A 22,710-nucleotide genomic window follows, 5' to 3' on the forward strand; every position below is an offset into this window, starting at 1 on the left:
CACTGAATGGCACTCGGTCAAGTCACCGTCGACAATCTCAATCTGGGCCAGGGGCCGGTGACTGAGATTGAGCGTTATTTTCTTTTCATCGGCCCGGCCGGCAAGAACGTCGGCCAGTTCATCCCCCTGAACACTGACAGCGATCTGGACGCCGCCCTGGGCGTTCCAGCTAGCGACCTGAAAACCCAAATCACCGCTGCCCGTCTCAATGGCGGTCAGCGCTGGGCGTGCGTGGCGGCTCCGATCGCCGCCGAGGCCGACTGGCTCAGCGCGCTGGAAAAAGCACAGCAGCAAGGCTATTCCGTGGAATCCGTGGTGATTACCAAACCGGTGACCACTGCTGCCGAAATATCGGCCATGGATGATGCCGCCGTTGCGCTCAACAACACCTACGGGCGCCGTGTATTCGTCATGGCCTCCGCTGCCGGAGTAACCGCCGACCAGACCTGGGCGCAGTACGTGAGTGAGCGTAAAGCGCTGCTGGCCAACCTGGCGGCGCCGCGTGTCCTGGTCGTTCCACAACTGCACGGCAACGACCTGGGCGTACTCGCCGGTCGCTTGGCGAACGCCTCCGTGAGCATTGCCGACAGCCCGATGCGTGTGGCCACCGGTGCCGTGCAAGGCCTTGGCCCGGTGCCGGTAGATGGCGACAAGATCCCGCTGCCCTCGGCTGTGCGTTCCGAACTGGATCGAGCGCGCTACTCGGTTTCGCAGACCTACCCAGATTACCCCGGCGTGTACTGGGGTGACGGCAACATGCTGGACGCCCCCGGCAGTGACTTTCAGGTCGTGGAATACCTGCGCATCACCGACAAAGCCGCTCGCCAGATCCGTGCGCTGCTCATCCGCCGTGTGGCCGATCGCCGCTTGAACAACACGCCCAACAGCATGGCGGTTAACACCAACCAGTTGATGGCGCCGCTGCGCGCCATGGCCAAGTCCGTCACGTTCGCTGGCCAGGTATTCCCCGGCGACATCGAGCCGCCGAAAGACGGCGACCTGGTGCTGACCTGGTTGAGCAAAACCAAGGTGGTCGCCTACTTCAAGCTCAAACCCCTCAACTGCCCGAAAGACCTGACGGCGAACATCGCCCTGGATCTTTCCACCGACAAAACGGAGTAACGCCCCATGGCAAAAATTGGCGGCAAGAACTTTGACGTGAGCCTGGGCGACATCGCACTGCACGTCGAGAACTGCACCCTGGACATCACCGACAACTCGGCCGTGGCCCAAACCCGTGGCGTGCCGGACGGCTATGTGGAAGGCGACGTCGCCGCTGCCGGCGAACTGGAGCTGGATAGCGCCAACTTTCAACTGCTGATCGACGCGGCACGCGCGGCCGGGAGCTTTCGCGAACTCAAGCCATTTGATGCGGTGTTCTTCGCCAAAGCAGGTGGCGACGAGGAACTGCGTGTGGAGGCCTTCGGCTGCAAGGTGAAGGTCTCCAGCCTGCTGGCGATCGACCCGAAGGGCGGCGAAAAGACCAAGCACAAGGTGCCGTTCGACGTCACCAGTCCGGATTTCATCCACATCAACGGTGTGCCGTACCTCGCCGCCGCTGAGATTGAAGGTATTCGCTGATGGTGGATTGGTTCGACCGCGCCCAGGAGCTGGAGCAGCGCCAACGTGACCAGGCGATCGAGGCCCAGTTGCTCAAGCCTGTGCCGGTCGGGCCAAGCCTGACCCATTGCCTGGACTGCGACAAAGAGATCCCGTCGGCGCGCCAGGCGCTGGGCGGCAAGACGCGATGCGTCCCGTGCCAGACGGACTTTGAGAAGAGTAAACGCTGATGACCACTGAAACTTCGCGTCTGGGAACGCTGGAGCGGCAACTTGCCGTGATAGAGCACCGCATGAACGAGTTTGAAGGTCGTCACGACACCGTGCCGACTCGCGTGACCAAGCTTGAGCAGCAATTCGAAAACATGACTGGCCAGCTCAAGGAACTGAACAAGGGACAGCAGGCGTTGACCCTTGCGGTCAACGTGATCGGGTCGAAGGTCGGGCGCTTGCTGACCATCCTGACGCTGGTTGGCGCCGTGCTGCAGATGGTCGTGCCGGCACTGTTGCGTGTGTGGTTCCCATGAGCCTGCGCGGGCGGATAGCCGCCGGTTTGATCGCGCTGGCCAGCACGCCGTTGGTGATTTTCCTGGGCACCTGGGAAGGCAACGGCCAAAACACCGTTTATGCGGACAAGCTCGCCGGCGGACTGCCCACGGTTTGCAAAGGCATCACCCGGTTTACCAGCCCGTACCCGGTCGTCGTCGGCGACTACTGGTCGCCCGCCAAGTGCGCCGAGGTGGAGCAACTGGTGATCCGCAAAACGCAGCTGCAGCTGGCCGAGTGCATCACCAACCCGAACGTGGGCCAGAACACGTTCGACGCCCTGACCAGTCACGGTCACAACTTCGGCGTGACCAGCACCTGCGCCAGTCGAGCGGTCGCGCTTATCAACGCCGGTCGCATCGCCGAGGGCTGCAAAGCCCTGGCATGGGCACCGGACGGCAAAACGCCGGTGTGGGCCTTTGTGACGGATGCCAAGGGCCAGAAGCGCTTTGTGCCGGGTCTGCACAACCGCCGGCTGGCCGAATCCCGGCTGTGTGCAGAGGGCTTTTGATGCTGCGCGAAGCCTTGTTCCTGGTCGTGCTGTGCCTTGTTGCCTGGATCAGTTTCGACGCGCTCGAAGGCCAGCGCGACGAAGCCAGGCGCGAGCGCGACAGCGCGAAGTGGGAAGCCAGCGGCCTGCGGGAAGCGGCACGCATCAGCGGCGAAATACTCGCCGAGCGGGATGCGATCGACCAGCGAAACACCAAGGAATTGACCGATGCACGCATTGAAAACGAACGCCTGCGCCGCGCTGTTGGCGATGGCACTGGTCGGTTGTACGTCAGCGCCACCTGTCCCGCTTCCGGATCTTTGTCCGCCACCGCCGGCACCGCCCGCGTGGCTGATGCAGGCCGCGCCCAACTCGCAGCAAACGCTCGACCGGATTATTTCACCCTCCGAGATCAACTCGCCCAAAGCCGGCAAATGATCGTCGGACTGCAGCAATACGTCCGTGGCGTGTGCCAGCGATCGCCAGCGCACCAGGACACCACTTTCCCTAACCTCAACAAGAGCGATACCCCATGAGCCAACAAAACACCGAAATCACCCTGGAAGTCGGCGAAAACGAGTTCACGTTCAATCTGACGCCTGCGGACGTGACCAAGTACTTCAACGCCCTGACCCAAACCAACAAGGTCGCCCCAGGCAACAACCTGTTGATGACCACCGTCAAGCAAGAGGAAAAGGCCACGCTGAAACCGCTGCTGGCCAACCCGGTGATGGTGATGCAGATCGCCGGTGCGCTGCTGGAGGAATACGCACCGAATGTTGAGGTGATCGTAAAAAAGCGCTCGAGCACGCTGAGCGCCTAAGCGAAAACGGCCTGGGCCAGTTGATGGCCCTGACGAACCGCTGGCTTCCTGGTGCCGAACCCACGCCCGAGGCGATGGGGACGGCCAAGTGGCTTGAAGACGAATACTGGAGACGCATGGAATTTGCCGTGGCTAACGGCATCGCCCTTGCGCTGAACGGGTAACGACATTGGCAGACCGTAGCGCCAGCCTGGCTTTCATTCTCAGCTTGCAGGATAAGGTCACCGCGCCCCTGGGCAAGGTGAAAATGGGCTTTTCCGAGCTTGCCGATCAGAGCGAAAAGCACATCAAGACGATCGGCTTGGGCTTTGCTGGGCTGACGGCGGGTGTGGTTGCGATTCAGCAATCCATGGAACCGGCGCTGGAGGTCAACCGCGCCCTGGGCGATGTCCGATCGCTGGGCGTGGCCGAGGATGCGCTGTCGGCACTCAACAGCAAATCGCTGGAGTTCGCGGTGAATTACGGTGAGAACGCCAAGGACTTTGTGGCCTCGGCGTATCTGATCGAGGGCGCCATCAAGGGCCTTGTCGGCAACCAGCTCGCCGTGTTCACCAACACCAGCAACCTGCTGGCCAAGGCCACCAAGACCGACGCCGAAACCATGGGCGAATACGTCGGTACCCTCTACAACCTGCAGAAGTCCCAAGCCGATGCCATGGGCAAAGGCGCGTGGGTGGAAAAGCTCGGCGGTCAGACGGCGCTGGCGGTGCAGTTGTTCCGTACCAGCGGCGCGGCCATGAAAGACGCTTTCAAGGAGGCCGGCGCGATCGCTACGACCTCTGGCGTCGATCTGGCGGAGCAGATGGCGGTGATCGGCACACTGAGCAGCACCATGGAAGGCGGCGACGCCGGCGGACGCTACAAGGCGTTTTTCGAGAACATCGGAGCCGCCTCGGAAAAGCTCGGCATGAAGTTCACCGACCAGCAGGGCAAGGTGCTGCCGATGATGGCCATCCTGGACAAGCTCCAGGGCAAGTTCGGCGACCTGACCAGCGCCTCGGCCGGGGCCAAGCTGATGGAGGCTTTCGGCGGTGAAGGCGCCCAGGTGATCGGCGCACTGGCCAAGGACACCGATCGGTTGCGCAATGGCATCGAGCAGTTGGGCAAGGTGCGCGGCCTGGAGAACGCCGAGCAGATGGCCCGGGCCATGGTCGATCCCTGGCAGCAGTGGGCGTCCCTGGTCGAGGTCATGCGAACGGTGTTCGGGCAAGTGCTGATCCCGGTGCTGTCGCCGTTCATGACCAAGATGGTGGACATCGGCAAAACCCTGGTGCGCTGGACTCAGCTGTTCCCGAACATCACCCGCGTGATTGGCATCACCGCGTTGGCCATCATGGGCATCGTCGCCGCGATGTCGGCGCTGACCATGGTCTTGGGTATTGCCCGCATGACCTGGCTGGGCATGCTGACCGTCTGGAAAGTCGTTCAGTTGTTCAGCCTCCGCACGGTCGCCGTGTTCATCCTACAGAAGCTGGCAATCCTGGCTTACGTCGCCGTGATCTACACCCTGAGCGCCGGCCTGGCACTCATTCGCGGCGCAATGTTGCTGTGGCAGGGCGCGATTTGGCTGGTCAACGCGGCGCTGTTGGCCAACCCGGTGGTGTGGATCGTGGTCGGGATCGTCGCCCTGGTCGCGGTCATTGTCGCGGCCGTCTACTACTGGGACGAATGGACGTCGGCCCTGATGAACACCGCCGCGTTCCAGTTCGTCGCCGACAAGCTCCAGAAACTGTCCGACTGGTTTAACTCCATGGGTGGCTGGTCGGGCATGGCCAAGGCCGCTTGGGACAGCATCGTCGGCATTTTCACCAAGGCCGTTAACGGCGTGATCGAGCTGCTGAACAGCATCCCGGGCGTGAACATCGAGGCGCGTTTCGGCGGTATGCCCGAAGTGCCCGGCGTCGATGCCGCGACCAACGCCGCCGACACCGCCAACGCCGCGCAGAAAGCCCAGCAAACCATCAACGCGGCAATCCCCAGCCTTTCGCCCGCGCGCCCTGCAGCGGTGCCGCCCGGTGGCTTGCTGACCAGCATCCAGAACAACAACAGCAGCCAGAACAAGGGCACGCATGTGGAAAACGTGAACATTCACACCGGTAAGGCAATGACGCCGCTGGAGATGGAAAACATGGTCGCCATGGCGGTGGGCGGGTGAGCGAGTACGTGGATCTGTGGATCGTCGACAACGACCTGGTGCTGGATCCGTCGCACCAGCCGCTGCTGATTGATGACCGCGCCTGCATCGCCCAAGACATCGCGCACATGATCCGCGACAGCGGGCTACTGGTCGTGCTGGTGGCCGAGCGCGACCGCCTGCGTCAACGCGACTGCATCCAGCAGCTGGAGCTGCTGGTGGAGAACGACGAACGCCTGGTACCGGGCACGGCGCGCATCACTCAGCAGGAACCAGGTGTGTACCTGGTGACTGCCAAAACCATCAAATTCGGTTCAATTGAGGTAAGTCTGTGAGTCAGGTCGATTTTAAAAAGGTGATCGCTGACGCCGGCATTCCGACCACTGAAGCGGGGCTGAAGGCTGCGTGGGAAAAGGAAGTGGAAGCCCAGGGCGCCAAGGTGGCCAACACCAGCAGCTATTCGCCGTTCTGGCGGGTGATGACCGCGCTGGTGACCAAACCGGTGTTATGGCTGTTGGACTTTCTGTGTTTGACCGTGCTGCCGAACTTCTTTGTGAAAACGGCGGTGGACGCCTGGCTGGACATGCTCGCGTGGGCGGTCAACGTCGAGCGCAAGGGCGCCACCAAAGCCCGCGGTAAGTTGCTGTTCACCCGTGCGGTGCCTGACGGTGTGCTGCAGCTGGAAAAGGGCATTGTGGTGCAGTCAGCCGCGATCAACGGCAATGTCTATCAACTGGTCACCACGGCGCAGGCGACGTTTCAGCCCGGCCAGCTCCAGCGAGACGTTCCGGTGGAAGCGATCGAGGCCGGCAGCGGCTTCAACCTCGCCCCGGGTTACTACGCGATCCTGCCGGTGCCGATCCCCGGCATCGTCCAGGTGGTGAACAAAGACGGCTGGCTTGAATCACCAGGCGCGGATCCTGAACCAAACGAACAACTGCGTCTGCGCGTGCGCAACCAGTTCTCGGCGGTCAACCAGTGGCACACCGACGCGGTGTATCGCGCCATGATTTCCGCATTCCCCGGCGTGCGTCCGGACGGCGTTTACTTTGAGCATGGCGCACCACGTGGGCCGGGCAGTGCCAACGCCTATGTCCTGTTTGACGCGGGCGTGCCGGCGGTGACTTACCTGGAACAAATCAACGCGCATATCCGCGACCAGGGTAACCACGGCCACGGCGATGACCTGCTGGCCAAGATCATGCCGGAGGTGCCTGTGAGTGTGGTTATGTCGCTCTGGCCTCAACCGAACCTCAGTACCGCGCAGATCAACACGCTGAAAAATGAGGTTGAGCTATTCATTCGGGCAGCGTTTCGGGAAAGCACGCCGCGTGACTATCAGCCCACGCTGACTTATCCCCAGTCGCGCTTCAGCTTCAGCCGGTTGGCGGAAGAACTCCACCAGGAGTTTGCTGATATCGCATCGCTTCGTTTTGCCCCCGGGGTGGACATCATCAGCGGCCTGGATATCCCACGCCTTTCCTCGGTGACGGTGAATCTGCAATGAAAAAACTCAAACTGCCTTTCTGGCTCGGCGGTGCCGAGCTTTCGAAGCTCGTTGCCGCTGCCCAGGCATGGTGGGAAACCGTCACGGGCTGGCTGCGCTGGCCCTACTCGCAGATCGATCCCGACACCTGCCACATGAGCATCCTTGAGCTATGGGCGTGGCAGCGTGACGTCACGCGCTTTCAGGGTGAGCCGGAGTCGCTGTTCCGACTGCGGGTGAAACACGCCTTCGTCAACTCCGTGGACGCCGGCAGCACCGCCGGCATGAAGCGCATTTTTGAACGCCTCGGCGTGGGCTACGTGGAGATCGAGGAGCGCCAGCCCGACCGAGACTGGGACGTGGTGTTGCTCAAGTTCAGCAACGCCCAGCTGTCGTTAAACCCCGAGTTGCTGCGTGTGCTGATCCAGCAATACGGCCGCACCTGCCGGCGATACGACTTCGTGACCATCACCCCCGTGGGGCTGCAAATCGCCCTGATCGACTTCAACGACGACCAGCAAACGCTGGTCGCCAGCCTGTAGGAGCGCACCGTGAGCGCCAGTATTACCTTGGCCGGCGAAAGCCAGATTGCCCTGAAGCAAAGTCAGAAAAAGCCACTGATCATTACCCGGTTTATTTTTGCCAACGTGCCCGGGCTGAATCCCGAAACACCGGTGGATCGAGCGGCCGGCAAGCCATCTGCAGGCCAGATCGTTCAGGTCTATGACATCCCGGAGCAAAACGCCGGCTTCGTGAACCCCAACCAGGTGGTGTACAGCTGCCAACTGGGGTCGGACATCGGCGACTGGGACTTTAACTGGGTCGGCCTTGAGGACGCTGAAGGCGTGCTGTTCGCCGTGTCCTATGTGCCGCTCCAACAGAAGCGCAAGAACATCCCGCCGCAGCAGATCGGCAACAACGTCACCCGCAACTTTCTGGTGGCCTTTGACGGTGCGATGCAACTGACGGGTGTGAAGATCGACGCCAGCACCTGGCAGCATGACTTCACGGTGCGCCTTGCCGGCATAGATGAGCGTGAGCGCCTGAGCAATCGGGAGATGTACGGCCGCGCCTGCTTTTTCGGTAAAGCTCTGGCGTTCGCAAAGAGCGAAAACGGGTTCCAACTGAATGCCGGTACGGCCTACATCGAAGGCATTCGGGTGTTCATGTCAAAGCCCTGGCCATTCACCGGCGTTATTCCCGTTGGAACAATCACCCTCGACGTGTGCCTGGAACGGCAGTTGAACGATCGGGTGGCGACGTGGAAGGTCGTCTATGGAGAAAAGGGCGATTACACCGACGCGGCTGGCGTTCGCCATTACTGCGTGCCGCTCGCCTATTACGCCTCTGCGACAGAAATCTATGACGCGCGCCCAGCGGAGCCGATCGCCGGCGCGCTCATGCAGCATTTCGCGGCGCGCGATGGCGATTACGCGAACCTGCGCGCCCGAGGTACGACCAAGGAAGACGTTGAACTGGGCAATCTGCCCAACGCGAAAAGCGATGACCCGAACACGAACAGCAGTGAAATTCTCGCAACGACGGCCGCACTCAACAAGTTGCAGAAACAGGTCGGTGATTCGATGACTGGCATGGTGGCCGGGTTTTCCATGAGCTGGCCACCGGAAGGTTGGTTGAGGTGCAACGGTGCGGCGGTTTCACGCACAACTTATGCGCGCCTCTTTGCAATGCTGGGCGCTCATTACGGCGCAGGTGATGGTTTGACGACCTTCAACCTGCCCGACATGCGCGGTTTGTTCCCAAGAGGTTGGGACGACGGTCGCGGGGTCGATCCAAGCCGAGCGTTCGGCACCTTTCAGGACATGATGATCCATTCCCACGCACACACGGCCTCGGCCGCAGCCGTGGGCGATCACCTGCACGCTGCCTGGACGGATGCTCAGGGTAACCACGTCCACCGAACCTGGACGGATGCGCAGGGTAACCACAACCACAGCGCGCCAAGTGCGCCGGGCGTTGGCCAAGGCGCCGGTGGGCCAAACACCATTCAGATGTCTGGCGGCGCTCATGAAACCTCATGGGCAGGAAATCATGCGCACAACGTCGGCATGGACGCTGCTGGTCACCACGCGCACAACGTGGGTGTAGGTGGCGGTGGTGCGCACACCCACGGCGTGACCGTAACAGCTACAGGCGGAAACGAAACCCGGCCGAAAAACTTGGCCCTCCTTTTCTGCATCAAGTATTGAGATCGAGCATGACCGAGAAAATCGTTTATCAGACCAACCACTTGGGCATCCTGGTGGGTACGGTGACCGCCGACGAATCGCCGCTGGAACCGGGCGTGTACATGATCCCCGGCGGATGCGTGGAGACAGCTCCGCCGGCAATCCCGGAACACAAAGCCGCCTGGTGGAACGGCAACGCCTGGCAACTGGTGGATTACTTCGGCGGTGCGGTGGTGTACAGCACCGACACCAGCGAGCCGCGCACGCTCGAAGGCTTTGAGCCAGTGCCGGCAGGCTTCACCATGAAAAAGCCCGGGCCGAACCAGATCTGGAAGGACGGGCAATGGGTCGATGACATCGACGCAGTGCTGGCCGCGCTCCAGGACAAAAAGCTTCAGGCGATCGGCGCCGATTGCGCGGCGTACATCGCTGGCGGATTCAACTCCAGCGCCCTGGGCAAGGTGTACCGCTACAGCAGCGCGATCGACGACCAGGTGAACTTGAATGGCCAGGTGCTGCTGGGGATGGACGACACCTACCCGTGTTACGACGCCGACCAGGTGCTGGCTTTCCGGCCGCACACTATCGCGCAGCTACAGAAGGTCAGTCTTGACCTAGTGCGGTTCCGCCAGGCGGCGCAGCAACAAGCCGAGATCCTGCGCCAAGCGGTGGCGAGCGCCCTGAAAGACAAAGACCTGAAGGCGATGAAGGCCATCACCTGGACGCCGCCGGCATGATCTGGGCACCGGTGACAATGCGCTGGCCGGAGCAGGCCACGCAGTGGATGGGCGAATTGTCAGCCGCCAAGGATCTGGCCGGCGGCGAGCTGGCCAGCACCGCCCAGCGCCTGGCCGGATTGAATGGGCTGGCCAACACCAACCCGGGGCCGGTCGGCGATGCCGCAAAAGGTGCGATCGCGGCCGGGCGTGCAGCGCTGGCCGAGCAGTTGGGTCAGGTGCCGGCGTGTCTGGTGGTGACGCCATTTCAGAGCGGAATCGGCCAGGGCACCGGTTACCAGCGCTTTCTGTCGGCGCCGAACGTCCTGGAACACTTGGCCAAGAAACTGGAGGACGTCGCCGATACCGGACGGCCATCCGGGCCGCAATATGCGCTGTCGATCCTGTTCCTGGGCACGCGCTTGGAACAGCTGGCCAGCGGACTGTCGCGGTTCAATGCGTTGCTGCCGATTCCCGACCTGGTACGCACTGAGCGCCGGGCACAGCACCTGATGAAACTGGAAAGCGAAAAGTGGGAGATTCCTGGCGCCGGCACGCTGCCGCTTTGGCAGGGCTTGCCGCTGGAGCGCTGCACGGTGGTCAAAGCCGCCAAGCAATCCATGGCGGGCCAACTGGCCGTGCTGGAAGGGTACGCCGCCGACAGTTCACCGTTGGGGGATCTGGCTGCGCTGGCAGCGCGCAAGAGCGCTCAGCAGCAAGACCGCGACCAACAACTGGCCGACCTGAAAGCCTTGCTGACCGGGGGGAACCCTGACGTCAGCATGCGCGCGCGGCTGATCGGCCCAGGTAATCCCAGCGAGCTGAGCCGCGACCTGCTGAGCGGTGATGCGCCGGGGCATGAATGGGTGCAGTGCGCCGGCCTGTTGCTGGTGGGCAGCAAAGAAGGGCTGAGTTTCGTACAGGAGCTGGTGGGCCTATGACGCTGTTGCTTGATGGACAGAAAGTCCAGGGAAAGAACCTCAAGGTCACCGCCAACCTGCGTATCGAGAGCGGCGACATGTCGGGGCAGACCAGCAACACCGACAAGGCCCACAAGGGCTTCAAGCCTAAGACGCTGGCCGTTTCGCTGACGATCCCATTTGTCGATCGGACTCAGTTGACTGACCTGATGCGTCTGGCGGAAGCCACGGCAAGCGGTGGCCAGTTGCACCTGTACCGGGTCGTCAATGACACGGCCGAGGCATTCGGTGTGCGCCAGGTGGAGTTTTCCGAAGGCGTCAGCGCCCGGGAGGCCGACAGCCTGAAAGCCTGGCTTGTGCAGTTCACCCTGAGCGAGCGCGAATCGAACCCGGAGAAAGTCGAAGGCCGGCGCGCTGACAACAAGGTCAATGCCCAAGGCGCACCGGGCAGCTCCGTAGGTGATGCCGGTACCGGCGGCGAGCCAACCAGCGACAACCCCGCCCTGAGCGGCTTTGAAAAAGTGCTGGGGCGTGTGGATAAGTGGCTGGGCGGGAGTGAGCAGGCGTGAAACTGCACAAGAAACTTTCCATCAACGGCGCGCCGATCGCTCTCATCAAGGAGGACGTCCGGCTGGACTCCACCAGCCCGGGCCGGGCGAACTTCACCGTTCAATCGACGGAGCCGCTGAAAGGGCTGGTGACGCTGGATATCGGCTACAACGAAGGCACGCTGCAACGCCACTTCATCGGCTACGTCGAGCGCTGTACCGCCGCCAACGCGGTGGAACAGGTGCTGTTCTGTCGGGAGCTGGCCGCTGTACTGGCCAACCCGCTGCCGTTGAACCTGCGTCATGTGGATCTGCGCGCCGTGCTGGCCGAGGTCAGCGAACAAACCGGCCTGCGCTTTCGGGTTCCCGACCAGCCTTACGCCAGCGTGAAGGCGCCGTATTTCTACAGCCTCGCCGCCGGTTACCAGGCGCTGGACAGCCTCGCCCGGGTATTCAGCATTCCCGACTTCACCTGGCACCAACTGGGCAACGGGGAAGTGTTCGCCGGCAGTTGGGCCGACAGTTTTTTTGGCGCCCGGGCGCCACTGCAAATCCCCACGGAGCTGTTCGACGGCTACCAGGGCAACCAAAGTGCGATGGTCGCGGCCCTTCCCGGGTTGCGACCAGGTGCAACGATCAACAACGGCGAGCGTATCACCAGCGTGACGCTCGCCAATGACCAGATGGCCATCCGATGGAAGACGCAATCCGCCGCGCTGTAGAGCGCCAATTTCCCGAACTCACCGGCGGCTACCACTTGCCACGCTTCGCCCGGGTGACAGCCGTGGCCGACGCGCCGGCGGATGCCGGAATCTGCGACGACTTCCGCCCGCGCTACGCGGTGGACATCGTGGTGCTCGGTGCCGACGACGAGCCAGATCCGGCCATGCCGCCGTTGACCGGCGTACCGCTGCCACTGCCCACCGGTGGCGAAGAAATGGGCATGTATGCCTTTCCCGAGGAAGGCACGCGCGTGGTGGTGTGTTTCGCCTACGGCCTGCCGAACAAGCCCTACATTCAATCGATCCTGCCCCACGGGCTGAGCATGCCGAAGGTGCCCAAGGGCGACCAGGTATGGCAGCACAGCGGTGCCGCCCAGCAGCGCGTCGATGCCGACGGCAACTGGCTTCGCCAGACCGATGGCAAGATCCGGGATCTGGCGGTCGAGCGCGAGGTGGAAGCCCTGGACAACCGCGAACAGTTCCAGAGCCACACGCAGACGATTGACGACCACTCGACCGAGTCGGTGGGTGGCGTGAAGACGATCGAGGCGCTGGGCGCGCTCAAGCTGCTGTCGGGTGGATCCGCGAGCTTGGCTGCGGTGGATGATCTGCACCAAGCGACCGGTCGGGATCTGAACGTGGTTGTGGGGCAGAAACACAACGCCACGGTGGGGGGCGATATGCAGGAGCGGATAGAGGGGTTACGGCGAAGCGTGTCCGGTAAAGGGCAGCACCTGCAGGCGCCGAAAAACTGGATCGGTTCGGAAACTGTGAATTTGTTTCAGGTAGTGTGCGATGTGCTCAATTTGCTTGAGCAGATGAACGCTCAGATCGCCTCACACGTTCACGGGCCGAGTCCAGCTCCTTCCAACGCCGCTGTTTTTTCCACGAACAGTACATGGGCTGCATCCCACGCAGGGGTATTAAAAGGCGTTACGCGGTAGGCATGTTTTACTATTGAGAGTGTGCGGGCATAAATGGTTATGCGGTATTCGTACATGTTTCCACAGTAAAGTATGGAATACGGGGCGAGCACCCCCGTTTGATACAATTAGTTGCCGATGACCGTCTATCGGAAAGATTGCGTGACATAGTGTTTACTTGTGTTGACGGAAGTAAACCGATATCGGTTAACAAATTTGATCAACGCCCCAACGAAACCCTTATGTTTCAGGCGGCGGGCTCGACTCGGCATTTTTGCCCGGGCGCCAGATACGAGAAAGCCCGGGCGGGCCCGGGCTTCTCGCGCTGAATTTGGTGGTTGCTCTGGTCTCAAAAAAACCTGATGATTCTCTCAACCGCCGTTACAGCCCATCATTTTTTTACTCGCAATAGGAAGGTTATGGTCTGGCGACTTCTCAGTCAACCTGGTTGGGTTGCTTACGTATGTAAGTAGTTACGTAAGTTTAAACTCGTGTTAACTAGGGTGATCTTGATTTGCGAATAATCATTATTGAGCAGTCGACGGTGGGAGGTGGGCGTGGTTTCTTTTCACGCCCTTCCCTTAATGTCAGAGGAATCAATAAACGATGAATAATAATTATCGTTTTATCCCTGATGAACTGATCCGTCTGCTGCAAACTGCATACTGGTCAATTCGTTTGTTTAAGATCTTCCAGCAGCTGTAACAAAAAGCGGGGGCCTTTCGGCCCCCGCTTTCTTTTCTGCAGCGCGAAGGGCTATACCTTCGTCTTGTTTACCAGCTTCGTACCGCGTCCGACTCGCAACACCTTAGAGACGACGTTACGCAGATTGTTATCCACAACGCCGAGCAGGCGCCGGCCGGTTTCCTCTGGACGACCGCTGAAGGAGGTTACGTGAAAATATTCGTGATCGTCCGGCGATGTCGAAGAAAAGTAGTAGTTGGAGACGCAGCAACGAGGCACGTCAGCGCACACGCCGCTGACCGAATGCCAGGAGTATTTGTTCGTTTCCATCACCACAAGGCGGTTGCATTGGGACACGATCGTTTTCTGTTGTTTTACCTTCGGATCCCACAACTCAAAATTGCCGCCATTTTCAAGCGACCAGTTTGGCGACACGTAGTAGAGCAGATTCAGACGACGGTACAGGTTGCGCGCGCCGTCGTGGCTGTTGTCGATGTGCGGGTTCAAAAAGTCGTCTTTGAACATCATCGATAGACCGCCAGCGTACAGGCTTGGATCCGGGACGATATCGTCCATCCCCACCAACTGCGCAACCTTGGCCACAACTGATTCGTGTTGCATCGCGTAGGTAACGGCACTCAGGATTTGTGGATAGTCGGAGAGATCCGTGAGCGTTTTTTTCTTTTCCCGGAAAGATTGACGATCAAAGAACCCATCCGCATTGCGTGGAAACGCTTCATAAATCGCTTGAGCCATGTCATCCGTGAGGAGGGCGTCTACAACGAAATGGCGTGTATGTGTACCTTCAGGATTATTCCATTGCTGTTGAATATCGGTACCGAGCTGGTCAAGTCGGTTGACGATCAGCTCTGCGATTTGGGTGACTTCCATATTAGATCCTTGGCCTGGTGGCATTTTCGCGGCAAGCATTCTCCTCGAAACGGATCTCTGTATCAAAGTTGAAACATTTCCTTACTCAAACCGACACCACCAAGACTGTGCGTAGGCGCAGCCTTCGATGTACTCAATGCCACTCAACACAAATCCTGTTACCGCCATCCCGGCGAGGGTGGCATCGAGCAGCGGAGGCAAGGGGTCAGGATCGAGCGGCAAACCCACCTCGACGCGAGCTACGTTGGCTGCGCGACCAAGTTCACGGCAGACCGTGGAGTTGACCATTACGTTGCCCCGGATCGCTGGGTAGCGCCGACGCTCTTTCGGATCAAGCGCTATACCGCGTGAGCGCATAGGTGTGATCAGTACGTGCATGCTGCCCCCTACTCGTCTGCGTTTAAGTCGAGCAGTGATTCGAAAGCATAGGCCAGCGCTGCGTCCGCTAACTCCAGAAAATCACTGAGGTGATCAGCATCAATCACATGGCCCTGGTGCAGTGCATGGGCTTGCCTGAGAAGCGCTTTGTGATGGGCACCGGGCATTGCCAGCAACGCTGCCTCATCCCGAAGCATGACTTGCCACTGCGCTATCCCAGACGACTCCGGGTTTGCGGTTCCCGCAGATTCTCTTTTCATCGGGTACGCCTATTCTTTTAGAATGCTGTATATGCAAACAGTATAACGATAGGCGAATCCCTCAACACTAGCCTGGCGACTGAAGGCGACTGAAGGCGACTGACGGCGACTGAAGGCGACTGACGGCGATTGGCGGCCTCAAAAGTCGCGTTAGGAAAATTCAGCCGTTACAAAAAAACAGCTGTAAACGCACTTATCCTTCTCCGCCCGGCAAGGTTGCGCCGCTTTTTTTGCGCAAAGGGCAGGGCGGTGCGACCACCACCTCTGCCCAAGTCTGCTGCGGGGGAATGCGAGCGCTATAGAGGGAACCACCCAGTGCGAGGTTTTATAGCGTTACGGAGCGTCGACGAGTTGGCCAGGGAGTGAGACGCTCGGCCGTGCACAGAAAACGGGCCATTAGCTTTCAAATTCCTCGAGGATAGGGGCAATTAACTCAAAGGCGCTTTGGAAAAAAAGTAAGGTATAAGATCTATTGTGTTTCCATTACCTTCATTTGATTCCATAGCTTCCAAAAGCTCAGCTCTCAGTACATCTTTATTCAACTCCCCGGATCGAAACACGGTTTTATAAAGTGATTTTTTACTGGTGGGCCTTAGAATGTATTTGTTTTCTTCTTTGAGAACTACGCCCGTGAAAAGTATTAGCTCTACAAAAAAATAACCGCCCAAGTCAAAGAAAAGTACGTAAAAACAGTCTACATCTACTCCGTGATCAGGACCGATATCAAGTGTGAACTCTAGAAAAACAAGTCCCAAGTCTTCATCTATAAGGAGGTTGATTTGATGGATATGTCGATGTTTCTTATCGACTTCTGAAAGCGTAACAGGGAAATCATGGTCAATCTCGAAGTAGCGCTTGATTTTTACCACTTTCTCCAGGGCTTCTATTGTTGTCGAGCAGTCTGCGAAACCTTCCCCCGGGTTCATATCCACACTTGTTACTATTTCTTGGAATTTGAATGTTAGCTTAATGTTTTCTGGTTTCCAAAGCATGCTTACCAGTTTGTACAGCTTTAAAACTTTCTCGATGTCAGATAATTCTGCATTTTCAACGGAAGCGGTAACCGTACAGACTTGTCCATGTTTTGAGAGTTGTAATTCAAAAACATCTGCGTCGAATCTGACTTTTTTGAATTCTTCTGGGACCCAGTCATTAAATGCGCTTCTGTAAAGACGTGCAGGAAAAACGATTGAGCGGCCAGTAGATTTGTCTCGGAAAGTCAGCGTCCCTTCGGCGCTGGGCATAATGTCGGGCATTGAAAGTATTGCTGTTTCACTTTGTATTAACGGTTGCTCTTGAGAAAGTCCGAATCGGATTGAGTGGGCTTGCATGTCAATAATTTCAACTGCGCCGCTTTTTCCTAGAGATAAGTCGATTAGCTTTTCAAGTTGAGCTCCCCCTGATACAGAAAAATTAACTTTATGTGTCCCTTCCTCGAAGCCTGTAGATTCTAAGAATTTGCGTTTGTCCTCCATGTACTTTATGTGGGAGGACCCTATAAAGCCGAGTATCATCGACTTTAACTGCGTAGGTGTAAGTGGAGTAATGTTTTCAGAGAATCGAAGTCGCATGAATTTTTTGTTGAGTTTTACTTTGCGATCTTCGTGTAGGAGTTGAGCGATCCGCTCTAGAATCTTCCGTATCAGAGGTTTGTCGACGTGACACAAATATGCTTGAGTTGGTGTTTCAGATCCATCGAATTCTAGTAGCAGATAAAACGAAGGAAGAGCAGTTGTCGCCATTTTTCTAAGATTCGATAACTCCACATCTACAAATTTATTTTTTTTGTCTGTTGACTTAACTTGAATTTTTATTTCCATCAGCCCTTCATGGATTAGCATGGGGTTTGTACTACTTCCGTCATTATCTACTTCAACGAACATGTCCCAACCATTTCGATCTGACACTGCTTTGTTCGCAGTCATACCGGCCGCTGCGCACCAAGCACTGAAGTAATGCTCCCCTGCTGCTCCTAGATCCCTCATTGCTCCCTCCCGATATGGCCACTAGTTAAATTTGGATTGGACTATTAATAACCATTCTTGGATAAAAAATCTTCAAATAAAGCACTTATCCCCCTCCCGCCGACGGGCTTTGTGTCCCTTTTTTGTGCAAAGGCCAGAGCGGTGCAATCACCGGCTCAGCCCAAGCCTGCTAGGGGGGCTGTAGGCGTTGCATGAATTGCACGCAGTGCAAGGTTTTGCAAAAAAGGGCAAAGGCAGTTGCACGTGGATTACGTAGCGTCGACGAGTTGGCCAAGGGAGTGAGACGCCCAGCACGCGGGGGCTACGGCCTGAAAAACCTAACGCACAGGAGGTTTTCGTTTTCGGAACTGGTCGCACCAGCTGGGAATTCGACGCCGCCCAGTCTGCTTGCAAAACGGCTGTAAGGCCCAGCCTGCTTGGCTCTCCGGCGTTTTCTGGTATTGCACAGCGTTACCAAGGATTTATTTGGTACCAGTGCCAATTCGCATGATGTGAAAAACGTCGAGAAGAGACGTCGCCTTGGCCATTTTTCAAACGTGAGCTGGGAAAAAGGTAATTTTGGTAAGCGAGGTATGGAAATGGGCTACAGCCCTTGTGGTGTGTGGCCTTCAGTCATTACCTCAAGGGGTAATTTTAGGTAAGAGTCAGGGTAATAATTTCTGAAGTGCCCAATTTTACTGGGTTTGAGGGCTACCAGGGATTACTCATAGGAAAGGTAATTTTCTAACCTCATACTTACCAAATTATTACCTGTGAGGAATTCTGTTAACGCCCCGATTTTTAAGGCTTCCAGAGGTCCGCTCACTCTGGATTACCAAAATTACCTTTTTCCCATGGGTCAACATGAAACGTCGAAATGGCTTTCGCGCCCCTGTTCTGCAACCTGGTGCGCAAAACCCATGGGACTGACATGGGACTGAGATTAAAAAGCTCGCTCCTCTGCAGCCCTTATAAACCGGGGGGGTATGCTCAAAAAACCGCAAACGGGTAGTTTCGAATCTCTCCTTCACCGCCAAATTCTACAAACGCAAACCCCTGATTTCGAAAGAGATCAGGGGTTTTGTGGTTTCTGGCGTCTGGATTTTAATCCGCTACGCCTGTCATGCGTGCAAGTGCTCAGCCTGATTTGCCATAGCGCATTACAATCCCCGCTTTATCCGTAGAAAAAAGGACTGTTCCCATGATCATCTCCACCACCCACGCCATCGAAGGCCGACAGATCACCGCGTACCTGGACATTGTCAGCGCGGAGTCGGTGCAGGGCGTCAACGTGATCCGTGACATGTTTGCCGGCATGCGCGATTTTTTCGGTGGGCGCTCGCAGACGCTGGAGCGTGCGTTGAAAGAAGCTCGGGTTCAGGCGACGGACGAGATCAAGGAGCGGGCGCGGGCGTTGCAGGCGGATGCGGTGGTCGGGCTGGATTTCGAGATCAGCATGCCGGCGGGCAAGGGTGGCATGGTTGTGGTGTTCGCGACGGGTACGGCAGTCAAGTTGCGTTGATGCAGTCGCGGTGTTCAAGCGAGCCCATTCAGATGATGAATGGGTTTTTTGCTTATCTGCTTTCGATCAGCCCTGTGGCTTGAGGATGACAAGCCCGTGGGCGTCATAGGTCAGGGGCGTATCGATTGCGACCATAGGCGGGGTGCCGGTGGAGGGCGTCGGATCGGCCGGCTGACTCGGGTGGTAGATAACGCCAGGGGTCAGAACCGGTTTGTCCGGGTAGTTGATAGTGATGTCGCCTGAAGCGAGCTTTTCCTTGAATCTTTCACCGGCGGCTTTGCCGGCAGCGATTTGTTCGTCCGTGAGTTTTACGACCGGCATTTCCGGGAATCCGTTGATTTTCATGTTCTCTCCTTGAGATTCATTTGTATGAAAAAGGGCAGCGGCCTGTGGGCGGGAATCTTTAGCGTTGTGAGATCAACGGTTGGTTCGGATGTTGAGCAGGTGTAGGCCATTCGTCGGGCATCGGTCGAACTGAACCGCAAGTCCAGTAATGACCGGCTAGTCTCAAAAGCCTTGGAGGTCGATATTTTTTCGGGCAAAAGGGCTTTGCCGGTGTCGATCTATTGCAAAGGGGAGAGGCTATGACTGATCCGTATATCGAAGACGATGGAGCCGAGTTTTCATTCAATAACTGCGTCCGTTGCGGCCAGACGGAGTATCAATCGGGCTTTGGCGAGGACCCGGTGCAGACCGGCAAGATCAAGTCCACCACGCCCAAGGGGCCGAAAGCCAAATTCCTTCCGAAGGTTTCGGCCCGGTCAAGAAAGTAAGGTGAGACCAAACAACCCCGTCTATGAACGGGGTTTTTTATGCCTGATGTTTATGAAAGGAAATCTCCTACAAGTGATCGGGCAGATTCGGTTTTTTTTCACAAACTTTTCACGTCCACGGACGTAGGGTGAAGCCATCCGTTAGAAAGCAAGTCTCCAGCCCGTCTCCCCAGCGGGCTTTTTTTTGCCTGCAATAAAACCTTTTGCAAAAACGCTGTCCAATCGGCGCCAAGTGCTCGGCGGCAGCTGATTTTTCTGGACTTCAGCGCGTCGGCAGCTTTCAATCTCGGCCCCTTTTGATCTCCCTATTTTTGAGGTTTTTGTCATGCGTCTAACATTGCCCGCTCTGGTTCTGGGGCTTCTGGTTGCTCAAGGTGCGGTGGCTGGTGAAGGCACTGCGGCACTCGGCGGCGGTCTGGGTGGCGCGCTGGGTAATGTGGTCGGCCAGAAAATGGGCGGCAGCACCGGCGCGGCGATTGGTGCCGGTGTTGCAGGCGCGGCCGGCAGTGCGATGGCCGCCGGCAAAGGCAGCCGCACCAAGGCGGCTATCGGCGGTGGTGTCGGCGCGGCCGGTGGTTCGGTGATCGGCAACAGCCTGGGCGGCCGAAATGGCGCGACCATTGGCGCCGGCCTGGGTGGCGCTGCGGGTGGTGCCGTCGGCGCCAACCTGTCCAAAGGTCACAAGCGTCACTGATTGTGAATGTTTGTCAGAAAAGCCCGGCTCGACGCCGGGCTTTTTCATGGCTGAACGTTTTTCAGAAAAATGTCTCCAATCTGACATAGGCCCTGTGGGCATACCGTCCCGATTCGGGAACTGTGAGGTTCAAATGCGTTTGTCATTATCTGCACTGTTTTTCGGATTATTCATCGCTCAAGGTGCGATGGCCGCCGGCGATGGTAGCGCCGCCGTCGGTGGCGGACTGGGCGGTGTGCTCGGTAACGTGGTCGGTGGCCAGCTCGGCGGCAGCACTGGTGCCGCGGTTGGCGCAGGCGTCGGTGGCGCAGCAGGCAGCGCGGTCGGAGCGAATAAACACAATCGCACCGAAGCCGCCATCGGCGGTGGTCTCGGCGCTGCCGGCGGCTCGGTGGTTGGTAATAGCCTGGGCGGCTCCACCGGCTCCGCCATCGGTGCCGGTTTGGGCGGCGCAGCGGGTGGTGCGGTGGGCAACAACCTGGGTGACGACGGCGGAAGCGGGCATTCCGGCGGGGGTCATAAGCACAACAAGTACAAACACAAAAACCGCCATCATTGATTGAATATTCGAAAGCAAACCCGGCCTGGTGCCGGGTTTTTCGTGTCTGGCGGTCGGACACCGGAACGATTGGCTGTAGGGCTTTTCGAACGTTATACAACCCACCAGACGTAGAGGTTTGCCATGACGCCCGAAACCGAAGGCAAGGAAGAAAAAGGCCCGAGCGGTTTGCCGTTTATCAATGATCCGGGCAACGAGGATCCGGGGTCGCTGATGGATGATGCGACGGTGCCGTTGAATGATGCGGATGAGGCTTTGGATGATTATGAAGAGGAGGAGGACGAGCAGTGATTGTTTGTTCTTTTGATCCTGCTTGGTAGTGATACTTCAGAATGTTAGGGCCTGGGTTCGGTCAGACCCTTTGCGAGGTGTGAGATGAGTGGTGAGCAGAAGGATGACGATGTCGAACGAACGCCGGAGTATCCGCTGTCTTCGCCTACGGATCCTTTGGGGCGGGGTGAGTTGCCGTTGGAGGATTAGAACGCGGAGGAGTAGTGGTCATCGTTTGATTCTTAGGGGACTTGCAAGCGCAAGTGCCACCCCAAGCATCGTTTAATTGGCTATTGAACAGAAAAAGAGACGTCAATCCTGTCTGCGCTGACTTTAACGAAGCGCCCATTCAGATGGGGATATTCGTAGTGGATATCCTGGTCCGAAAAATCGACAAACGATCGGAAGGTGTCTCCATCCAAGTAGCCATAAATGTCACAGGAGAACCCGCCGTCAAGCATCTCAATCTGCTGTTTTTCGCGTTCAGTCGCTATCACGCACTCCTCATCAGGCAGCAGCATTTCGAACTCCGCGTCGTAAGTATTTCCCACCACTATTTTTGACGGGCTGTAGCTGACGAAACACTTCAGCGAAAAGCCCTCAACTATCAAGTCAACAGCGTCTTCTACGAATTGATCTATTCCGACGACTAATGCTTTGTATGTCTTAGTCATGAGCAGGCCTCACGGTTTTATCTTGTGCGTTGCCATTGATTGTTCGCCAAAATTCCTTTCCACTTTTGGTGTGTAACGTCGTAATTTCATCATTCGTGTTGGTGCCCACGAAAGCAAATTTTGCTTCACCTTTCCGATTATTTCCCATCAATAGCGAATACCCTGATCGCACCTCGCCGTTGTATAAATACTCCACACGAGTACCTTGATTCACTACTTCTCGTGCGACGAGTAAATATTCCTCCTTGTTCATCGCCTTGAATTCTGCGCCATGCTTTTCAAAATGGCCTAAAAGCTTTTCGTCACTTCCAAAATCTTGAGGGCGGGAATTCGGTTTGGGGAGCGTTGGGTTAGCCTCATCAACAATCGAATCATCAACCCTGTCCGGTGATGAACAACCTGGCTTCTTCGGCGGCGGACAATTGGAGCTCAACCCCAACGGATCCACCCACCCCGTCGGATTCGGCACGTACTGGTATTGGTTGAGTCCACCCGCCAACTTGATCGGATCCGGCGTCAGATACCGTCCCAACTTCGGGTCGTAATACCGATGCCGGTTGTAATGCAGTCCACTCTCCGCATCGAAATACTGCCCCTGAAACCGCAGCGGCTGGTCGAGGTAGTCCTCGCCCGCCAGGGTGATCGCCGCGACCTTGCCGTAGGCGTCGTACTGCGCCGACCAGACGATTTCGCCGCTGTAATCGGTGAGTTCCTGCGGGGTGCCGAGGTGGTCGAGCTGGTAGTAGAACGGGCAGGCGCGTTTCGGGCCTTTGCCGTCGAGCAGCGCCAGCGGGCGGAAGGTGCCGGGTTCGTAGACGTAGCTGCGGTGGTGGGTTTTGCTGCTTTCGGCGACGAGGTGGTCGCCTTGCCAGAAGAACTCGGTGGTCTGGCCGTCGACGGTTTTGCGGATGCGTCGGCCGAAGGCGTCGTATTGGTAGGTCGCGGTTTGGCCGTCGGGGCGGGTCAGGCCGATCAGGCGGTGCTG

30 protein-coding genes are annotated in these 22,710 nt (G+C 57.9%); 23 read left to right on the forward strand and 7 right to left on the reverse strand.

What is annotated here, in order from left to right; genetic code table 11:
- Positions 1–6: 6 nt before the first annotated feature.
- From B1722_RS25520 to B1722_RS25600, 18 genes are read left to right on the forward strand one after another with little or no spacing between them, the layout of a single operon-like run.
- On the forward strand, positions 7–1,122 hold the full coding sequence (locus B1722_RS25520) for a DUF2586 domain-containing protein (RefSeq protein WP_086794769.1): 1,116 nt from the start codon (positions 7–9) through the stop codon (positions 1,120–1,122).
- 6 nt (positions 1,123–1,128) lie between these two features.
- Complete coding sequence (locus tag B1722_RS25525) at positions 1,129–1,581, forward strand: phage protein (RefSeq protein WP_086794770.1); 453 nt, start codon at positions 1,129–1,131, stop codon at positions 1,579–1,581.
- Positions 1,581–1,790 carry a TraR/DksA family transcriptional regulator gene (locus B1722_RS25530; RefSeq protein ID WP_086794771.1) on the forward strand — a complete coding sequence of 70 codons (210 nt, stop codon included), beginning with the start codon at positions 1,581–1,583 and terminating at the stop codon, positions 1,788–1,790. Before B1722_RS25525 ends, B1722_RS25530 begins: the two co-directional genes overlap by 1 nt.
- Positions 1,790–2,086: a hypothetical protein gene (locus tag B1722_RS25535; RefSeq protein ID WP_025111125.1), complete on the forward strand. Its 297-nt coding sequence runs from the start codon at positions 1,790–1,792 to the stop codon at positions 2,084–2,086. Before B1722_RS25530 ends, B1722_RS25535 begins: the two co-directional genes overlap by 1 nt.
- Positions 2,083–2,616 carry a lysozyme gene (locus tag B1722_RS25540; protein ID WP_086794772.1) on the forward strand — a complete coding sequence of 178 codons (534 nt, stop codon included), beginning with the start codon at positions 2,083–2,085 and terminating at the stop codon, positions 2,614–2,616. The genes B1722_RS25535 and B1722_RS25540 overlap by 4 nt, the downstream gene beginning before the upstream one ends.
- Positions 2,616–3,131: a lysis system i-spanin subunit Rz gene (locus B1722_RS25545; protein WP_086794773.1), complete on the forward strand. Its 516-nt coding sequence runs from the start codon at positions 2,616–2,618 to the stop codon at positions 3,129–3,131. Before B1722_RS25540 ends, B1722_RS25545 begins: the two co-directional genes overlap by 1 nt.
- Positions 3,128–3,418, forward strand: coding sequence for a putative phage tail assembly chaperone (locus B1722_RS25550; protein WP_086794774.1), 291 nt, complete (start codon positions 3,128–3,130; stop codon positions 3,416–3,418). Before B1722_RS25545 ends, B1722_RS25550 begins: the two co-directional genes overlap by 4 nt.
- Before the next feature lie 23 nt (positions 3,419–3,441).
- Positions 3,442–3,582 (forward strand): hypothetical protein, encoded by a 141-nt coding sequence (locus B1722_RS29645; protein ID WP_176393387.1) that lies wholly within the window; start codon positions 3,442–3,444, stop codon positions 3,580–3,582.
- Between the two features lie 5 nt (positions 3,583–3,587).
- Entirely contained in the window at positions 3,588–5,573 is a 1,986-nt protein-coding gene (locus B1722_RS25555; RefSeq protein ID WP_086794775.1) for a phage tail tape measure protein, read from the forward strand.
- Positions 5,570–5,887, forward strand: coding sequence for a DUF2590 family protein (locus B1722_RS25560; protein ID WP_086794776.1), 318 nt, complete (start codon positions 5,570–5,572; stop codon positions 5,885–5,887). Before B1722_RS25555 ends, B1722_RS25560 begins: the two co-directional genes overlap by 4 nt.
- Positions 5,884–7,059 carry a baseplate J/gp47 family protein gene (locus tag B1722_RS25565; protein WP_086794777.1) on the forward strand — a complete coding sequence of 392 codons (1,176 nt, stop codon included), beginning with the start codon at positions 5,884–5,886 and terminating at the stop codon, positions 7,057–7,059. Before B1722_RS25560 ends, B1722_RS25565 begins: the two co-directional genes overlap by 4 nt.
- Complete coding sequence (locus tag B1722_RS25570; protein ID WP_086794778.1) at positions 7,056–7,580, forward strand: phage tail protein; 525 nt, start codon at positions 7,056–7,058, stop codon at positions 7,578–7,580. Before B1722_RS25565 ends, B1722_RS25570 begins: the two co-directional genes overlap by 4 nt.
- 9 nt (positions 7,581–7,589) lie before the next feature.
- A complete protein-coding gene (locus B1722_RS25575) occupies positions 7,590–9,248 on the forward strand; it encodes a phage tail protein (protein ID WP_086794779.1) in 1,659 nt (552 codons plus the stop codon).
- 8 nt (positions 9,249–9,256) lie between these two features.
- Complete coding sequence (locus B1722_RS25580; RefSeq protein ID WP_086794780.1) at positions 9,257–9,964, forward strand: hypothetical protein; 708 nt, start codon at positions 9,257–9,259, stop codon at positions 9,962–9,964.
- Entirely contained in the window at positions 9,961–10,884 is a 924-nt protein-coding gene (locus tag B1722_RS25585; protein WP_086794781.1) for a hypothetical protein, read from the forward strand. Before B1722_RS25580 ends, B1722_RS25585 begins: the two co-directional genes overlap by 4 nt.
- Entirely contained in the window at positions 10,881–11,432 is a 552-nt protein-coding gene (locus tag B1722_RS25590; protein ID WP_086794782.1) for a DNA-binding protein, read from the forward strand. Before B1722_RS25585 ends, B1722_RS25590 begins: the two co-directional genes overlap by 4 nt.
- Entirely contained in the window at positions 11,429–12,133 is a 705-nt protein-coding gene (locus B1722_RS25595; RefSeq protein WP_086794783.1) for a hypothetical protein, read from the forward strand. Before B1722_RS25590 ends, B1722_RS25595 begins: the two co-directional genes overlap by 4 nt.
- On the forward strand, positions 12,106–13,077 hold the full coding sequence (locus B1722_RS25600) for a hypothetical protein (RefSeq protein ID WP_086794784.1): 972 nt from the start codon (positions 12,106–12,108) through the stop codon (positions 13,075–13,077). The genes B1722_RS25595 and B1722_RS25600 overlap by 28 nt, the downstream gene beginning before the upstream one ends.
- A 735-nt stretch (positions 13,078–13,812) precedes the next feature.
- Here the strand turns inward: B1722_RS25600 and B1722_RS25605 are convergent.
- The 4 genes from B1722_RS25605 to B1722_RS25620 all read right to left on the reverse strand — a co-directional run bounded on the left by B1722_RS25605 (position 13,813) and on the right by B1722_RS25620 (position 17,254).
- Positions 13,813–14,631: a 2OG-Fe(II) oxygenase gene (locus B1722_RS25605; RefSeq protein WP_086794785.1), complete on the reverse strand. Its 819-nt coding sequence runs from the start codon at positions 14,629–14,631 to the stop codon at positions 13,813–13,815.
- A gap of 81 nt (positions 14,632–14,712) precedes the next feature.
- Positions 14,713–15,009 carry a hypothetical protein gene (locus tag B1722_RS25610; protein WP_086794786.1) on the reverse strand — a complete coding sequence of 99 codons (297 nt, stop codon included), beginning with the start codon at positions 15,007–15,009 and terminating at the stop codon, positions 14,713–14,715.
- A gap of 8 nt (positions 15,010–15,017) precedes the next feature.
- A complete protein-coding gene (locus tag B1722_RS25615; protein ID WP_256578866.1) occupies positions 15,018–15,269 on the reverse strand; it encodes a hypothetical protein in 252 nt (83 codons plus the stop codon).
- A gap of 428 nt (positions 15,270–15,697) precedes the next feature.
- Positions 15,698–17,254, reverse strand: coding sequence for a DUF4365 domain-containing protein (locus tag B1722_RS25620; protein ID WP_086794787.1), 1,557 nt, complete (start codon positions 17,252–17,254; stop codon positions 15,698–15,700).
- Positions 17,255–18,434: 1,180 nt separating this feature from the next.
- On the opposite strand from B1722_RS25620, the gene B1722_RS25625 reads away from it, so the two are divergent.
- Positions 18,435–18,755: a YbjQ family protein gene (locus tag B1722_RS25625; protein ID WP_027613311.1), complete on the forward strand. Its 321-nt coding sequence runs from the start codon at positions 18,435–18,437 to the stop codon at positions 18,753–18,755.
- A gap of 66 nt (positions 18,756–18,821) precedes the next feature.
- Here the strand turns inward: B1722_RS25625 and B1722_RS25630 are convergent, their stop codons facing one another.
- Positions 18,822–19,100 (reverse strand): hypothetical protein, encoded by a 279-nt coding sequence (locus tag B1722_RS25630; protein WP_086794788.1) that lies wholly within the window; start codon positions 19,098–19,100, stop codon positions 18,822–18,824.
- Positions 19,101–19,339: 239 nt separating this feature from the next.
- Here B1722_RS25630 and B1722_RS25635 point away from each other — a divergent pair, with 239 nt between their 5' ends.
- The 4 genes from B1722_RS25635 (at position 19,340) to B1722_RS29650 (ending at position 21,072) form a co-directional block, all read left to right on the forward strand.
- Positions 19,340–19,528: a hypothetical protein gene (locus tag B1722_RS25635; RefSeq protein WP_041067596.1), complete on the forward strand. Its 189-nt coding sequence runs from the start codon at positions 19,340–19,342 to the stop codon at positions 19,526–19,528.
- 325 nt (positions 19,529–19,853) lie between these two features.
- A complete protein-coding gene (locus B1722_RS25640) occupies positions 19,854–20,222 on the forward strand; it encodes a glycine zipper domain-containing protein (RefSeq protein ID WP_007960728.1) in 369 nt (122 codons plus the stop codon).
- Positions 20,223–20,355: 133 nt separating this feature from the next.
- Complete coding sequence (locus B1722_RS25645; RefSeq protein WP_086794789.1) at positions 20,356–20,781, forward strand: YMGG-like glycine zipper-containing protein; 426 nt, start codon at positions 20,356–20,358, stop codon at positions 20,779–20,781.
- A 123-nt stretch (positions 20,782–20,904) separates the two neighbouring features.
- On the forward strand, positions 20,905–21,072 hold the full coding sequence (locus tag B1722_RS29650; RefSeq protein ID WP_174377150.1) for a hypothetical protein: 168 nt from the start codon (positions 20,905–20,907) through the stop codon (positions 21,070–21,072).
- A gap of 269 nt (positions 21,073–21,341) precedes the next feature.
- Here B1722_RS29650 and B1722_RS25650 read toward each other — a convergent pair whose 3' ends face one another.
- The gene (locus B1722_RS25650; RefSeq protein WP_086794790.1) at positions 21,342–21,725 is read right to left on the reverse strand and encodes a hypothetical protein; all 384 of its coding nucleotides are present in this window, start codon (positions 21,723–21,725) and stop codon (positions 21,342–21,344) included.
- Positions 21,718–22,710 (reverse strand): RHS repeat domain-containing protein (locus B1722_RS25655; protein WP_140396049.1); only part of this gene is annotated, 993 nt, incomplete at its 5' end. The genes B1722_RS25650 and B1722_RS25655, both read right to left, overlap by 8 nt.

The sequence above is a fragment of the Pseudomonas sp. SCPG-7 genome, from assembly GCF_002156405.1.
Lineage (GTDB): Bacteria > Pseudomonadota > Gammaproteobacteria > Pseudomonadales > Pseudomonadaceae > Aquipseudomonas > Aquipseudomonas parakoreensis.